This window comes from Planctomycetota bacterium, assembly GCA_016125255.1.
Classification (GTDB): Bacteria; Planctomycetota; Phycisphaerae; order Phycisphaerales; family Zrk34; genus RI-421.
The window spans coordinates 1-15,373 of sequence record WGMD01000016.1 but is presented as its reverse complement, the minus strand read 5'-3'; the positions used below and the strand labels follow the sequence as shown (position 1 = coordinate 15,373).

General features: G+C 64.1%; 14 protein-coding genes and 1 pseudogene. 2 read left to right on the top strand and 13 right to left on the bottom strand.

Annotated features, from left to right (window positions below; all coding sequences use genetic code 11):
- Nucleotides 1-215 precede the first annotated feature (215 nt).
- From GC162_13230 to pheA, 7 genes are all read right to left on the bottom strand, one after another.
- Nucleotides 216-566, bottom strand: coding sequence for a hypothetical protein (locus tag GC162_13230; GenBank protein ID MBI1369603.1), 351 nt, complete (start codon nucleotides 564-566; stop codon nucleotides 216-218).
- Nucleotides 567-578: 12 nt separating this feature from the next.
- Nucleotides 579-1,652, bottom strand: a complete 1,074-nt coding sequence (locus GC162_13225; GenBank protein ID MBI1369602.1) for a hypothetical protein — start codon at nucleotides 1,650-1,652, stop codon at nucleotides 579-581.
- A gap of 9 nt (nucleotides 1,653-1,661) precedes the next feature.
- Nucleotides 1,662-2,663 (bottom strand): hypothetical protein, encoded by a 1,002-nt coding sequence (locus GC162_13220; protein MBI1369601.1) that lies wholly within the window; start codon nucleotides 2,661-2,663, stop codon nucleotides 1,662-1,664.
- Between the two features lie 56 nt (nucleotides 2,664-2,719).
- Complete coding sequence (locus GC162_13215) at nucleotides 2,720-4,144, bottom strand: hypothetical protein (protein ID MBI1369600.1); 1,425 nt, start codon at nucleotides 4,142-4,144, stop codon at nucleotides 2,720-2,722.
- A complete protein-coding gene (locus tag GC162_13210) occupies nucleotides 4,141-4,710 on the bottom strand; it encodes a hypothetical protein (protein ID MBI1369599.1) in 570 nt (189 codons plus the stop codon). The genes GC162_13215 and GC162_13210 overlap by 4 nt, the downstream gene beginning before the upstream one ends.
- A gap of 71 nt (nucleotides 4,711-4,781) precedes the next feature.
- Nucleotides 4,782-5,759 (bottom strand): hypothetical protein, encoded by a 978-nt coding sequence (locus GC162_13205; protein ID MBI1369598.1) that lies wholly within the window; start codon nucleotides 5,757-5,759, stop codon nucleotides 4,782-4,784.
- A gap of 28 nt (nucleotides 5,760-5,787) precedes the next feature.
- The gene (pheA, locus tag GC162_13200) at nucleotides 5,788-6,900 is read right to left on the bottom strand and encodes a prephenate dehydratase (protein MBI1369597.1); all 1,113 of its coding nucleotides are present in this window, start codon (nucleotides 6,898-6,900) and stop codon (nucleotides 5,788-5,790) included.
- 104 nt (nucleotides 6,901-7,004) lie between these two features.
- Between pheA and GC162_13195 the strand changes: the two genes are divergently transcribed.
- Both GC162_13195 and GC162_13190 read left to right on the top strand, forming a co-directional pair.
- A complete protein-coding gene (locus GC162_13195; protein MBI1369596.1) occupies nucleotides 7,005-7,829 on the top strand; it encodes a hypothetical protein in 825 nt (274 codons plus the stop codon).
- Nucleotides 7,830-7,874: 45 nt separating this feature from the next.
- Nucleotides 7,875-8,648 carry a hypothetical protein gene (locus GC162_13190; GenBank protein MBI1369595.1) on the top strand — a complete coding sequence of 258 codons (774 nt, stop codon included), beginning with the start codon at nucleotides 7,875-7,877 and terminating at the stop codon, nucleotides 8,646-8,648.
- 175 nt (nucleotides 8,649-8,823) lie between these two features.
- On the opposite strand, the gene GC162_13185 is transcribed toward GC162_13190, so the two are convergent.
- The 6 genes and pseudogenes from GC162_13185 to GC162_13160 form a co-directional block, all read right to left on the bottom strand.
- On the bottom strand, nucleotides 8,824-9,573 hold the full coding sequence (locus GC162_13185; GenBank protein MBI1369594.1) for a prepilin-type N-terminal cleavage/methylation domain-containing protein: 750 nt from the start codon (nucleotides 9,571-9,573) through the stop codon (nucleotides 8,824-8,826).
- A 68-nt stretch (nucleotides 9,574-9,641) separates the two neighbouring features.
- Nucleotides 9,642-11,894, bottom strand: a complete 2,253-nt coding sequence (locus GC162_13180) for a hypothetical protein (protein MBI1369593.1) — start codon at nucleotides 11,892-11,894, stop codon at nucleotides 9,642-9,644.
- Nucleotides 11,895-11,939: 45 nt separating this feature from the next.
- Nucleotides 11,940-13,292, bottom strand: a complete 1,353-nt coding sequence (locus tag GC162_13175; protein MBI1369592.1) for a hypothetical protein — start codon at nucleotides 13,290-13,292, stop codon at nucleotides 11,940-11,942.
- Complete coding sequence (locus tag GC162_13170) at nucleotides 13,289-13,834, bottom strand: sigma-70 family RNA polymerase sigma factor (protein MBI1369591.1); 546 nt, start codon at nucleotides 13,832-13,834, stop codon at nucleotides 13,289-13,291. Before GC162_13170 ends, GC162_13175 begins: the two co-directional genes overlap by 4 nt.
- A 746-nt stretch (nucleotides 13,835-14,580) precedes the next feature.
- Nucleotides 14,581-14,736: pseudogene (locus GC162_13165) on the bottom strand (prepilin-type N-terminal cleavage/methylation domain-containing protein).
- Nucleotides 14,696-15,373, bottom strand: a 678-nt coding sequence (locus GC162_13160; protein MBI1369590.1) for a prepilin-type N-terminal cleavage/methylation domain-containing protein, incomplete at its 5' end; no start/stop codon positions are given. The gene GC162_13160 and the pseudogene GC162_13165, both read right to left, overlap by 41 nt.

The following is a 15,373-nucleotide window of genomic DNA, read 5'->3' as shown; positions in this document are numbered from 1 at the left end:
AAAACCTCCTGAGCCGCTCGCGGCTTAGCAGGCGCATAAAACTGCTAAGCCGCGAGCGGCTACCTCATTTGAGGCAAACGGCGCGCGAGAATCACCGATAGCGATCAAATCGCGCAAGTGACTATGATTAGATGCGTTAAATCAGATGATGACGACCCGAAAATTCGTCGCGATACTGCCGGAATGGCAGGCAAAGCACGGGGCGCTGCCCCGCCCTAGACGACCTTCGATTCGGTGATGTTGGCGTTGATCGTGGCGGGATCGGCGATGAGGCGGGGGTATGCGGCGGCGTAGGGATTGCTCGGACGCGGGCGCGACGCGGGCGCATCGAAGTGAATCGGCACATCGGTCTTCGCCGCCACGAGCTGCGTGCGGATGCGTTCGAGTTTCGTCTGTGCGTCGGTCATGGGCACCTTCGGCAGATTCGCCGCGTACACCGCTTCGAACCTCATATCGGCGGCGGGCCCCGACGACTGAACGCTCCGCGGCGCATCGACCGACTTCACCGGCTCCGTCGGCTGAACAATTCGCAAAGGCGTTACAGACTGCGTGGGTTCGATCCGCATGACGGACGCATTCTAATCATCGCGCGACGCAAATCCAAGAGCCGCACTTACCGGACGATGGTCCGACCCAAGTCCGACGCCGCGCGAAAAATGCTCTGCGCAAAGCCCGCGCGACACATAGATATGATCGAGCCGCAGACCCGGAATCGGCGTGTAACGCAGGAACGAATTGACCGGCCATGTCGCCCCGCGACCGCTGCCCGCCTGATCCTGCCCATCGATAACGCCCATCATCGCCAGCGCCGCGGCGTTCGGGCTCGCCTCCGTGAAATTGAAATCGCCCACCAGCGCGAACGGCTCCGTTTCCGCCCGCAACCGCTCCAACAACTTCGCGAACTGCTGACGATGTTCAATCGTGTACCCAAGCGTGCGCGGCGGAAGTAGATGCACGTTGTAAAGCGCCACCACCCGCCCGTCGATCCGCACCAGCGCCCGAATCTCCGGCAGCCGCGTCGGCCCGAGCCGCACATACAAATTTGGCGGCTCCTCGAACGGCAACCGCGAATAAATCGCCGCACCGAAGGAATCCTCCTGCGTCACGCCCGCCCGATACGGATACCGCTCGCCGAGCCCCGCCGTCAGCGCCTTTTCCCAGTGCTCCGTGTACTCCTGAAGCAACAGCACATCCGCTTCGCCCTGCTCGATCTCCGCCGTGATCGGGCCGGTCGTCTCGTTGATCATCAGCAGATTCACGCTCATGATCCTGATGCCCCGCCCGCTGATCGCCGGTTTGTCATGGGGTAGATACAGCATCGCCGTCGGCATCAGCGCGAGCACCGCCGGGACGCCTGCCGCGATCGCCTTGCCGCGCTGACGGTAGATCAATGCAGCGGCGCCGACGATCGCCAGCAGCAGTCCCATGTGAAACTCAAACTGGCGCGCCATCGTCGCCAGCCATGCGCCCAGCACGTAGCCCGGCGAATCGTTGTCAAAATGCTGCGGGTACGCGCGGCCGAAAAGAAGCGTCGCAATGGCGACGACGATGACGACCCACGCCTGCTTGCCGAGCGTGCGTTTTCGCTCGGACCATGTGGGCCAGACCCATTGTCGCCAGCGCGATGTTGACGGAATCTCGCCGCCGCTCATGCAAGCATGTTACGGCCCGGTTTTCATCAGGCCAATCTCCGCCATGACCGGACGGTGATCCGAACCGCTGCCGGCGCCGGTTGCCGCGTCGTGTGCGGTGAGTTTGGGTGAGAGGTAGATGTGATCGATGCGCACGCCGGGAATCGGCACGTAGCGCCACAGGCCGCGGACGGTCCACGTATCGCACAGGCCCCATCCGTCGATCTGACTCACATCGCGGTAGCCGCGCTGCATCAGCGCGGCCGCCTGGGCGCTGGTGTTGGTCAGGTTGAAGTCGCCGCTGATCAGCGTCGGCAAGGGATCGTGATCGAGGTGATCGAGCAGTTCGGCGAACTGGAGCCGGCGCTCGCCCATGACGTGAATCGCGTGCGGCGGGACGAGGTGGATGTTGTAGAGCGCGATCGGCCGGCCGCCGAGTTTGATGACGATGCGCTGCTGCGGCGTCTCCACGTAGCCGATGCGCAGATACTCGGGCTTTCCTTCGAATGGGATCCGCGAGAAGATCGCCTGTCCGAACGGATTGTCGTAGACCGACTCGGCGTTGTACTTGTATTCCTGAGACAGGGCCGCGGAAAGCGCGATGTACCAGTCGCTCGAATACTCCTGCAGAAAAAGCACATCCGGGTTGACCCGGCGGATTTCCGCGAGGATTTCGTCAAAATGCCGGTTGGTGTAGAGCAGATTCATCGACAGGAGCTTGAACGACGGCCCGTCGATCGGCGGCGGCGACTTGGGCCGGGCGTCGTATAGCGTCGGCCCCATCACGAAGATCGCCAGCGGCGCCGCAGCCAGCGCGACGCGACGCATCCGCTTGCGCAGCCCGACGCCGGCGATGATCAGCAGGACGAGCCCGATGTGCAGCGAGAACGTCCGCACCATGAACGCGACCCACGTCGCCCACAGGTACGCCTCATTGCGATCTCGAAAATCCTGCGGCAGCGCATAGGCGAAGATCACCAGCGCGTACGCCAGAACCACAGCGGACCACATCCCGCGCGAAAGCCACTTCATAGACCATGATGATAGACCGGTCGGCTAGCACGCCGCGAGCGGCGGCGCTGAACAGCTCACCGCCGTCCGGGGATCTGCTTGAGGAATTCCTGCGCCTGGGCGCGTTCGGCGGCGCTGAGCTGGCCGTCGCCGTCGGCGTCGAATTTGTTGGTGATCATCTTCTGATAGATTTCCTTGTTGGACGGCCCATCGAGGCCGAACATCGTCTTGCGCTGCTGCGCGATCGCCAGCGCCAGACGCACGCGACCGAACGCGCCTTCGGGCACGACCCGGATGATCTGAAAGAGCATTTCATCGGTCGACTCGGGGCCCCATGTGATGCGCTTGGGCGGCGAATTGGGATTACGCGGGTTGTCGGCGGAATTGTCGTAGGTAGAGATCGTCCGCAGCGTCGCGCCCGCCGGGATCGTCGGCGGGTCGGCGTAGCGGTACTGCTCCTGCCAGTTAAAGTCCCAGTCGGGAATGTGGATCACGGTCTTGGTCGTCCCGTCGGGCATATCGGCGAGGACTTTCATGTCGCGACAGACCTGATGTGCATGCGGCGTGAGCCCGATGACTTTCACATCGACCGGCAACTTGAACGACAGTTCGCGCGTGTAATTCTTCTCGCCCGGCGGAATGTCGATCGCGCGGCTGATCATCGGGATCGGCATCATCTGTTCCGTCGGCGCGGCGTCCGTGAAGTACAGGCCGATGGTCGAACGCTCGGACTCGGCTTTGCCGGAGGGATGAAAATGCGTCTGTATCACCAGGTCCGAACGGGGCTGAATCGTCCATGCGAGTCCCTCGGGCAGCGGGATCGGCTGCGCACCGACGGCCCAGCCGCCCAGTCCGCCCGACGGCGCGAAGCCCGGACCGAGCATGCCCCCGTACCCGGCCTGCGCATCCTGCGCGTCCAGTTCGCGCGCCCGGCCGGTGCGGTCGAGGAAGAAGATCGCATGATGCACCACGGTCGGACTCGACGGGCGGAACTCGACCGCCTTGACGTAGCGCAGCTTGTCGCCGGGGTTCGGCACGACGAAGTTGCGATACACATCGCGCCCCTCGGCGGGGATGTCGAAAGACTGGTCCATCGTCAGCACCATGTCCGGCTCGCCAAGCTGCCAGCCGCTCCTGAACGTCGGCATCGGCGGGAGGTCGGCGACATCGCCCCGCGGCGCGCCCGCTTCGTACCATCGGCGGAACGTATCGATCTGGGCGTCCGTCAGATGACGCTCATCAAGAAACACGCCCAAGTCGCTCGGCTCGGCCTTCCACGGCGGCATGTAACGCTTGCCCGTCACGCGCGACAGCAACTTCGCGCGCTTCGCGGCGTCCTCATAGGTCAACAGCGAAAACGGCGCGGCCTCGCCCGGGCGATGACACGAAGCGCAATGCTCGTACACGATCGGCGCGATGTCATGCGAATACGTCGGCACCGATTCGGCACGGACGAAGGAGGCACACAACAGCACGCCGATGACCGCACGCAGCGCGTTCATTTGTAAAGCTCCGTTGAAAGCGAAGGAATGTCGCAGCCGATGGCGATGGTGCGCGGCTCGGCGACAGGTTCGTGATTGAGGACTTCCTCGATGGCGAGGCGCAGATCTTCGCGCGTCGGCGCGGTCCGGCGCACGCCCAGATCAGCGAACAGATCGTTGACCCGCCCGCGATACACGATGTCGCCGTCGCTGAGAAGCACGGCCTGCGGCGTCACGCTGGCGCCGACGGCCCGGACCAGCATCTGATCGCGATCGAACATGATCGCCCCGGCGTGGTCGAGGTGATATTCGGCGGCGTGCACATGAGCGCGCTCGGCGGTGATCGCCGGGTCGCAGTGGATCAGATAGAAACGCACGCCGCGCGGGGCGAAGTCGTCGTGCAGGTGCACAAGCGTCGGGGCGAGGGCGTTGGAAATGGGGCAGTCGGCGCTGATGAAGATCAGGGCTGCGACGCCGGTCGATGACAGCGGCTGCTGATCGTGCCCATCGATGTCGCGGAGGGTGAGTGAATCGTTGGCGCAACCGGCGAGGCAAAAGAGCGTCACAATAATGGAAAAACGCTTCATACGCCCTAACCTACCGGTAAGGGCGGAGACGGTTGCGGAAACACGCGGGAAGCCGCGTCGCGAAACGGGGGCTACGCCGGGTCGGCGGCGGGGTCGGAGCCGGTGGACAGGTCGGTGAGCGCGTCGGCGGCGGAGTCCTGCGCGGCGGCGGCATCAGCGGACGGCTCGGCGTGCGACATGGCGTGCAGACTCACGAGTTCGTCAGCGGTGAGCAGCAGGTTGGCCCAGATGCCGGTCGTCTTCTTTTCGACCTTGCCCTTCTTGTCGCGCGTCTGGGTTTCGCAGGAGACGTTCAGGTACGCGGCCTTGTCGCACGTCGGGCAACCGGACAGCGAATAGTTCACAGTCACACCCGCCAGTCCCTCGCCGCTCGGGCGAATCGCCGTCAGGTCGCCGGGCGACTTGGCGGTTCGGATGCGCGCCACGTCGGACTCGGAGGGATTGACGAACGCGATGGTCAGCAGGTTGGGGTCGACCCATGTGCCGCAGTCTTCGCAGTAGGGCGTATTGACCTGATCGCGGGCGAGATTGAGGGCGAAGAAGATGACGATCCCCGCTTCGACGCACCATACGGCGTAGACGCCGATGCCGCTGATCGCCGGGCCGCCGTCGCGCCCGTGCGAACCGAGGGCCCATCCGACCTCGGCTTTCTGCTGCATGAAATCGAGGAGGGAGACTTCGCGACGAATGTCGGCGCCTTTGACGCCGGGCGCTTCCTTCTGCGTCTGCGGATCGGCGGCCCATTCGTCGGTCAGCCGGACATAGCTGAAGTAATGACCGGCAGCGAGCGCCGAAAGCGCGAGCGTGAGGGCGATGCACACGCCGATCGCCATGTTGCGACAGTGCCCTCGCTGAATGATCTGTGCCGCCAGATACCCGAGCACGACGCCCAGGCCGAACGTCGCCACGGCGTTGAGATAAATGAGCGGCACCCAATCGACGAGTAACTGGTAGATCCATGCGGCGCCGACGGCGACAATGATCGCCGGCGGAACGATGAACAGCGCGCTGGCGGCGAATCGACCCGACGGACGATAGGTATCCATCATGTTCGGCACTCCCGGATAGAGGTGTGCCTTATTCTAACACGGCGCGGGCGCGGGGGAAGGAGCCAAGCACGGTGAGCTGAAGGCAATGGGCCCGGGCGGCTTCGAGGGCGGCGGCGACATGGGGTTCGTCGGCGTGGCCCTGGCAGTCGATGAAAAAGTAGTATTCCCAGTTGACGCGCTGGCTGGGGCGTTTGTCGATGTGCGTGAGGTTCACGCCATGTTTGGAGAACACGTCGATGACGCTGGCGAGGGCGCCGGCCTTGTGCTGGGTCGTAAAGAGAATCGCGGTCTTGTCGTCGCCGGTCGGTTTGGAGAATTGATGGCCGATGACGAAGAAGCGCGTGATGTTGTTGGGGTTGTCTTCGATGTTGGAATAGCGGACGGGCAGGTTGTAGATTTCGGCGGCGAGGTCGGAGCCGATCGCGGCGGTGTGCGGATCGGCGGCGGCGGCTTCGGCGGCCTTGGCACTCGACGTGGTGGCGATGCGCTCCGCGTCGCGCAGATGATCGCCGAGCCAGCGGCGGCACTGATCGAAGACTTCCGGTCGCGAGCACAGACGGCGGATGTCCTTGTCTTCGGACTGGCAAAGCACGTAATGATGAATCGGCACCAGCGCCTCGGCGCACACGCGGGCGCGCGTCTGCAGGAAACTGTCGAGGGTTTCATGGATGCCGCCGCCGGTCGAGTTTTCGATGGGCACAAGGCCCAGGTCGATCTTGCGGGCTTCGACGGCGAGGAAGACGGCGGTGATGGACTCGAAGGTTTCGTAGTTGACGCATGCCCCGAACTGGCGGCGGGCGGCGACATGGCTGTAGGAACCAAGCGGGCCGAGGAATCCGATGTACAGCGGGCGCTCCAGCGCGAACGATCCGCTCATCAACTCGCGCCAGATCGCTTGCAGACACGCATCGGGCAGCGGACCTTCGTTGGCTTTGCGGATGCGGTCGAGGACGACCTGCTCGCGATCGGGAGCGTAGATCGGCGTCACGCCGTCGTGGGCCTTGATCTTGCCGATGTCGACGACGATGCGGGCGCGCTCGTTGAGCAGTTTGACGATCTGCGTGTCCAGCGCGTCGATGCGATGGCGCAATTCAGCGAGGGGAGCGGCGGGCATGACGGCGGGTTTTTCGGATCGATTCATCGGTTACAATGCCCCAACTGACCCCGGAAGCTTTCGCCTCGACTATTTCAGCTTTCCATGCCGGGGTCTATTGTAGATCGACCGATCGACCGATCAAAATCATCATGACCGAGGCCGCTATGCAGACGTATGACCTTCGATTCGGTGACACGCTGATTCAGATGCCCTGGTGGTGGCTCGACGGGCTGCTGCTTTGGCTGGGGCTCATGGGGCTGATCGTGTTTCTGTTCGGTCGGCGGCTCGTGCGTCCGCTGTTCGCGGTCATGGGCTTGACGCTCGGCGCTCTGCTGGGTCTGGCGCTCGTCAAGACGTACTGGGCGGATACATCGCCGACGCTCTTCGTCGCCGGGGGCGCCCTGATCGGCGCAGTGGCGGCGTTCGCGCTGTACCGCGTCGGCATGGGACTCGTCCTCGCCCTGCTCGTCGGTCTCGCGGCCCCGGCGGGGATGCTCATCTTCCAAGGCAAACCCGGCCCGGCCATCGAAGAGCCGATCGTCCAACTTGTCAGCGACATCCGCGAAGCCGTCTCGCAGGTCACCAGCGATGACCAGAAAAGCGCGGACCTGTCGAAGCTCCCGTCCATGGTCGACATCGCTGACAAATCACTCACACAGATCAAGGAGGCGACGACGACGTGGTGGAACGAGCAGGACACGAGCTATCGCGTGCTGCTCATGACGCTCGCCGGCGGGTTGGGCGTGCTGGGCTTTCTTATCGGACTCGTCTTCCCCGGCATCGGCGGCGCGCTGGCGACGGCCTTCGTCGGATCGATGATGATGATCGGCGGGATCGGCCGGCTGGTCGGCACGCACCTGAACATGGACATCATGCCCGACACCGCCCGCAACCTCATCATGATGATCGTCGTCATGACACTTATCGGAGCATTGATTCAGTGGATGATTCTCCGCCCGGGAACCGATAAGTAAGGTTGCCGCGATCCGTGACCGAGCGCGGCTTTAGGAGCCGACGCCATGCTCACGCACACGTTCATCACCACACTCGCCCAGGCCCAGGCCGACAAGTCCGCCACCGAGGCCGTCGTCAACATCTTCTCGAGCTTCGACGCCTTGGCGCACCCCAAGGAGCTCGTCGCCGCGCTCAAGCAGCTACCGATGGTCCTCGCCGCGATCTTCATCTGCGCCGGCCTCGTCTGCATGCTGCAGGGCTTCCGCCTCTACAAGAGCGTCGTCATCGCCATCGCGCTGATCACCGGCCTGACCGTCGGATATCGCCTCGGCGAAACCGTCAAGGCGGAGGTCATCCTCGCCGGCTGCCTCGGCGTGCTGCTGGCGGTGGTGGCCTGGCCTCTGATGAAATACGCCGTCGCGGTGGCGGGCGGCATCGCCGGTGCGTTCGTCGGCGCCAGCGCCTGGGTCGGCATCGGTACGCAGCTTAACAATCACGGGTTCCACATCGACATCGGCACGCCCTGGGTCGGCGCCCTGGCCGGCCTGCTCATCCTCGGCATGCTCAGCTTCATTCTTTTTGAGCTTTCCGTCGTGCTCTTCACATCCTTCTCCGGCTCCGTGCTCGCCGTGCTGGGCATCATCGCCCTGATGCTTCAGGTCGACGCCTGGCAGAGCGGCATCGCCAGCGGACTCGTCGACAAGCCGATGGCCATTCCGCTATTGGTGCTGGTGCCGGCGATGGTCGGGTTGGTGCTCCAGCATCAGTGGGGCGCGTTCAAGAAAATGAAAAAGCCCACCTCCCCCGGCGCCCCCGCCGCCGCCGCCAAACCCGCCTGAGCCGCGCGCGGATCAGCAGCGCATTTCGATGATCCCCATCCATGCGCAAAACTCGAAACCCCGAAACTCGAAATGCAAACCCCGCGTGCCGCGATGGGGATGACATCACCACTTCGCCACATCGCCGCATCTCAAGATGCAAAACCCCGCCGCAAGCGGCGTCGCTAAACGGGGGTCAATGCGGCAGCGAGAACCAGTCTTTCCAGATGATTTCCTGAAACGCCCAATTGTCGTTGGTCGTCGCGCCGACGGGTTCGAGCATTTCCATCGTCTCGGGCTTGATGCCGATCCAGCTTACGTGACCGTCCAGATAAAGCGTTTCGTACCCATCGACATGTCCGTAGTCCACACCGTAGAGCGCCTCGCGTCGGACCCAGTGATCGGCGACGAGTGCGGTCATGCCGGCATCGGGGTCGGTCAGTCGTGCGGGCTGATTGCCGGTCTTGCCGAATGTCGCGCGGTAGTGGTAGCTGATGCCGCGGGACTGCGTCGGACCCGCATGCCCCGGCGCCGGCCAGCCGCCGTAGGACCCGGGCGGGAACCCGGCCCCCGGTTCCGTCGCGGCGTTGATCACATCGTACGCCAGCAGCGGATGCTTCCAGCTCGGACAATAAAACATTCTCGCATCAGTCATGTACTTGAGGTCCATCAGGTAAGCCAGGCCCAGCGGCGTGCCGCTCTGCACGTGATACGTCGAGTCGATGCCCCACAGCCCGAGCCGCGCATTGCCCGGCGGGAGGATGCCTTTGTTGTCCTGCCCATACGTGAACAGCAGCACGCCGAACTGCCGCTGACCGGACCCGCAGACCGTGCGTTTGGCCTGCTCGCGCGCCTGCTTGAGCGAGGGGAGCAGAATCGCGATCAAAAGTGCGATGATGCTCACGACGACGAGCAGCTCGATTAGGGTGAACGCCGCGCGCGTCATGGTGCGCCTCAAACCGCGCGGGGCGAGCCCCGCCGCTAAATGACGCTCAGGATGGATCGACATCTGTTTCATTTGCGGCGGCGCACCAGCACCATGCTCATGAGGACCAGCCCCGCCGACAGCGCCCCGGGCGTCGGGACGACAGCGACGGAGGCCGAAAGGAACTCGACGCGCAGACCGGTCGGTCCCGTTGGCGAGCCGTTGTTGACCACGAACTGAAGCGTGTTGAGCCCGGCGACGAAGCCGGAGTCGAGGGTGAAATTGATCCACGCACCGAAGCCCGAGCCGGGATTCGTCAGGAGGGTGGTGCCGTTGAGGATGATGGCGGTCACGTCGTTGTCGACGGCGAAGCGGCCGGTGATGTAGGCCACGGCGTTGTCGAGGTTGAAGGTGGTCTGCCATGTGTAGCTGCCGGGGACGCCATTGGTGTCATTGGCGGGCGTGATCCAGGCGGACGCGCTGGTGTCCCCGAGCCATGGCGGAATCGGGAATCCGGCGGACCCGGCGGCGACGACCGGGGCGATATCGACGGCGCCGGCGGGCGTGCTCACGAGGCGCCAGTGCGTATCGAGCGCGTTGTCGGCAAGGGCGACGCCGCTGTCGTTGACGCCGGTGTTGTACAGCCCGGCGATGACTGCCGTGCTGAGCACCTGATTGGCGAAGCCGTAGAGGTGATAGCTGTTGGAGCCCAGCGCGGAGATGTCGATGGTCAGCGTGCCGGTGTTGTCGGCCTTGTAGAAGTAGTTGATGATCGTGCCGTTGTCATTGCCGTTGGCGGTTTCATTGACGGTCAGGCGCCGGTTGGTAGCGGTGTCGGTGAAAGTGGCGGTGCGACCGGCGGAGGGGTCAAAGGCGACGCCGTAGAGCGAGAGCTTGTTGAATGAGCCGGGCAGCAAGCCGGTCAGAGTCAGCGTGCCGGCGGTGGCTGCGGAGCTTTCATAGATGAAGCTCTTGGCGAGGTTGGCGCTGGAGCCGGTGACGTTGTTGGTGTCGACGCCGAAGTTCGTGTTGTATCCGCCGCCGAGTGTGAAGTCGCCGCCGAGTTGGGCGTTGTTGTTGGCGGGGGTGGTGCCGGAGGCGTCGCGGAACAGAATGCCGTTGATGGTGGTGTTGGGCGCGTTGCCGCCGGAGCCGAAGTTGTAGGCATGGGAATAGAGTCCGCCGGTCATGACGCCGCTGGTGGCGTCATTGGTCCATTGTTTGGTGTTCCAGGCGGGCGTCGCTTCGGTGAAGTGCACATCGTCGAACAGCAGCGTGGCGTCCCCGGCCGTGCTCACGTTTGCGACGGAGAAGTTGGCGGTCGCGGCGGTGGCGGTGTAGTAGAACGTCGCGGTCTTGTAGGGATTGGCGCCGCCGACGGGGCTGACGGCGGTGTTGGCGACGAGCGTGTTGCCGCCGGCGGTGATGGTCACATTAGGCGTATCGAAACCGGAGCGGGCGTTGAGCTTCAGGTCGATCTGATAGGTCTTGCCGACAACCAAGTTCGTGACGGTCGTGCTCAGAGCGCCGCCGTGGCCGTTGTACTGGATGAAGGCGACCTTGGACCCGTCGGGCACGACGCCGTTGTTGGCAAAGGGCGATCCGCCGGCGGGGTTGAGGCCGGTGCGGTCCAGACTCGTGCTGGTCCATCCGGTGATCGGCCCGTTGGTGCCGTCGGTGCTGTAGCCATTGCCTGTGAACGAGTCCCATTCAAAGCTGTTGTTGAGGACGACGCCTTCGTTGGCGGCGTATTCGTAGAGCCGCACGTCATCGACGAGCAGCGTCGAGTCGGGACCGGTGTTGTTCTGGAACACGAGATTGGCGCTCGTGCCGGTCGCGGTGTAGGCGGAGCCGACGACCTTGTAGTAGGGCAGCGTGTGCGTGGGCGATGCCTGCACGGGCGCGACGCTGTGTGCGGACACGACGGTGTCCAGGCCGAGCGTCGTGGAGGCGTTGGCGTTGTTCCCGCCGAAATTGCGCGCATTTTCCCGGTAAAACAGCACATAATTGTTGCCCGCGGTCAGGCCGGTGATGTTCTGCGAGAGCGTCGTGGCCGAGCCGTTGGACTGGATGAACGCGATCTTCGAGCCCTGCGGAGTCACGCCGTTGTTGCCGAAGTCGTTGGACACGGTCGTCGGATTGATGCCGACGCGATTGTCGGCATTGTCGCTCCATCCGGTGATCGGGAAGTTGCCGCTCACGTAGCCCGGCGCCACGGTGAACGTGTCGGTTTCGAATCCGGCATTCGTGGGCGTAATGAGGTTCGCCGCCTTGGCTCCGACGCCCAAGCACGTCGTCATCACGCACAGCGCAGACACGATGCGATTCAGTTGGCCGCTCATTCGTCATTCCCTTTCGGCAAAAAAAGTGTTCTCCGAGTCCTCGACTCATTGCTCCGTTGGCGCCGCGCCGGACTTTTCCGGCAGGGCATAAATATCCGCATCCACAATCAAGCCCATCGGGTTCGCCGCCCCATGCGGGTCCGACCCGTTGAACACATCGAATTCGATCACGTTCACGCCGGGCACGAGGCCCGTCGCGATCTTCAGCGCCGACAGACGGCGGAACTGTTCGCTGTCCGACGCGGCGATATTCGCGACGGCCTTGCCGTTGAGCCGGATGGCGGTGACGGTGTTGTCCGCGGCGTACTTGCCGACGAGACAGGCGGTGCGCGTGTCGAAGCCCGTCATGTCGAACGTCGTGCGGAAGGTGTAGGTCGTGTTGGTGCGGGCCGCGCCGTCGTCAGGCGTAATCCCGATCCAGCGCGCCTCGGTGCCGTCGATCTGCACGTAGCTCACATCCGGCCGGGCCAGCGCTTTGGCCGCCGTCAGCGTGAACTCCGATGCGTCCGACACGCCGGCAATCTGCCACTGCGGATCGTCCGCGCCGGGGCTGACCCCGCGCCCCGTCACCAACACCGGCCGCGCCTTGGCGACGATCATCCGCCCACGATCCGCCGTCAGACGCATCACCTGCGGCGCCCGCACGATCCGCGAAAGGCCCGACGCCGGGTCCGCATCGCGCACATCCAGCCAGACCTGCCCTTCCGTGACCGCCACATCAGTCGGCCCCTTATCCTCCGCGCGAACCGTAAACGCCGTGCCCAGGTCGATGACGCTCAGCGACACCGTGTCGAGCGTGAACCCCCGCGCCCGCTCGGGCACATACGCGCTGACCGTCCCGCTCACCAGCCGCGCCCGACCCGAACCGGTCATCTCAAACGCGCACGGCCCCGCCAAATCCACCACCGCCCCGCCGTGGAACGCCACCTGCGCCGCACCGCTGGCCAATCGCAACATGCCCGGCGGCAAATCCGACCCCAGCGCCGTCGGCGTCGTCGATTCACCGAACGTCACATCGCTCGACAAGTCCGACAAAAGCGCCACCGCGCTGCGCGGCTGATTTGATTCGTGCGGCGTCCGCGCCTCGCGCGGCCACAGTGCGAAGGTCACCCCCAGCACGATCAATACCATCGCCGCCAGCGCCAGCCCCGTACGCCATTTGAACGCCGACCGCGCCGGCGTCGAAACCACCGGCGCCGCCATTCGGAGCGGCGTCGCGCGGCGGCGGGTCAGGTCGGCGACGAGGAACATGTGCTGGGCGAAATAGTGCTGCGCTTCGACGTCGCCTTCGAGCCGCTCGCTTAACCGCGACCAGCCCGCCGCATCGAGCGTCTGCTCGCGCGCCGAGCCGACGAGACTCAGCAGTTCCGCATCGCATTGCCACCGCGCTTCGCTCATGAGCGGTGCTCCCGCGCGATCGTGCGCTCGATGCAGTCGTGAAGCTGCTGATGAATGCGCGTCAAAGATTTGTACACGGCAAAGACGCTCAGCCCGATCCGCGCCGCCATGTGCTTGACCGTCGCGCCTTCGTCGTAACGCATCGCGATGACCTGCTGGTCACGCGAGCCGAGCTTCTGAATGCAGCCCTGCAGCGCCTCGTGACGCGCGTCCGCTTCGCCCGCCACCTGCTGAGCCACTTCCGCCAGTGAATCCATCACCTTTTCACTGAGCCCCGCCGCCCCGCCCCGGCGCTCGCGGAACTTGAGCACTTCGTATCGCGCGATCCGCATCGCCCATGCCGCAAAGTCCGTCCCCTGCTCGAACGCACCGTACTTGCGCCACAGCACCGCGCTCGTTTCCTGCATCAGGTCGTCCGCGTCGGCCGTGTTGGTCACGAGCGTCAGAATGAACCCGTACACCCGGCGTTCGTTGGCCATCAACAGACGGACGAACGACTCGGGGTCGAGCGAATGCGATGAATTTTGGCGTGTCTCACTCACGAACTGGGTTCCTCACTACGGAAACCCGGCCTCGTGAGTCATTTTGGAAAAAAAATTGCCCGCTGGCAATAAAAATCTTTCGCCGCCCGCCGCAATTGCCGCCGCTTGCGTCAGTTAGGCAGCACCACAGGGCCCTGACGCACGAACGTCCGCGACCAGGGCAAATCCCATAAATCCACCAGTTGCGTCGCCTGCACGTGTCCGTCCGTGTACGCGATGTTGACCCGCCGGTCATGTCGGTCGATGCACACCCGGCCAAGGTGCCACGGATTCTGCTGCAAGGGCAGCGGCACCGGATTCTCCAGATCCGTCGGAACAGTGTCGTTCTGATGCGGCCACAGATCGACCCACATCGAATCGCAGAACGCCGGGACCATCGACGTGTACTTGGGCGCGAGCGTGTCCCACCAGGCATTGGGATACGGCGAAGCAGCGGCGTAGTTGTGACCGCCGCCGTTGGATGCGTCGCCGCCCTGCGAGTTGTACATGAACCCGTTGAGGGCGTACGAGCCGGTGTACCCGCTGTAGGTCCACGCCAGGTGGGCCGTGCCGTTGCCGGCGTAGGGATTGGGCTTGATCGCCTCGGGGCAGAGGCGGATCGCATCAATATTGGAGTGATATTTTTCCAGGTACCACATGAACAGTTTCCCCCCGACGTAGGGGAACGGCGCGTTGCGATTGTCGAGCCCGTAGCCGATGTGCGCGGTTTCGAACTGGCGGATGTTGGCGGCGCAGGCGATGGCCTTGGCCGTCTGTCGCGCTTTACTGAGCGACGGCAGCAGGATGGCGATGAGCATCGCGATGATGGCGACGACGACGAGCAGTTCGATCAGCGTAAAGGCGCGTTGGCGCATGGCGGACTCACCAGCCTTTGCTCGAATAGGGGCGGTTCCAAAGTTCATTGCGTGATGCGGGGAACGAAGGAAACGCCAGTTCGTGATATTCATCCGTGCTGAGCCACTTGGTCGACGTATCGATGCGGACGACGTTGCCCGCGCCGACGTCGCCGCTGAGCGGATGGCGCCCGGTGGCGAATTCGTGGGGGAAGTTCGAGCCGTCGTTCCAGTAGGTGCTCTCTTCGTGCGTCTCCCAGAAGATGACGTCGGTCGCCTGAAAATCGCCCAAAGCGTAGGCCTTCCCGGCATTGCCGTACCCGCAGACGGAGCCGTTCATCGTGTAGCTGGTGTAGACCTGCGTGCCGTAGGTCCAGGGCTGGGGATGGCTCGGGCAATGGTAGAGCGTCACATCCTTGACGAGCGGAAACAGCACGCCGCTCTGCGGGCGGGGCTTGCTCGCGTCGTTCTTGTCGTACAGCCAACCGGGGTACGGCTCCCACGAATCCCAATCCGGATGCGGCATCGTGCCGAACCAGTCCGACGAGTAGGTCACGCTCGCGAGCATCAACTGTCGCATCCGCGTCTGGCACACCGTCGTCTTCGCATGCGCCAGCGATCGACTCAGCGACGGCAACAGAATCGCCAGCAGCAGCGTGATGATCGTCACGACGACGAGCAGTTCGATCAGTGTAAAGCCGCCGCG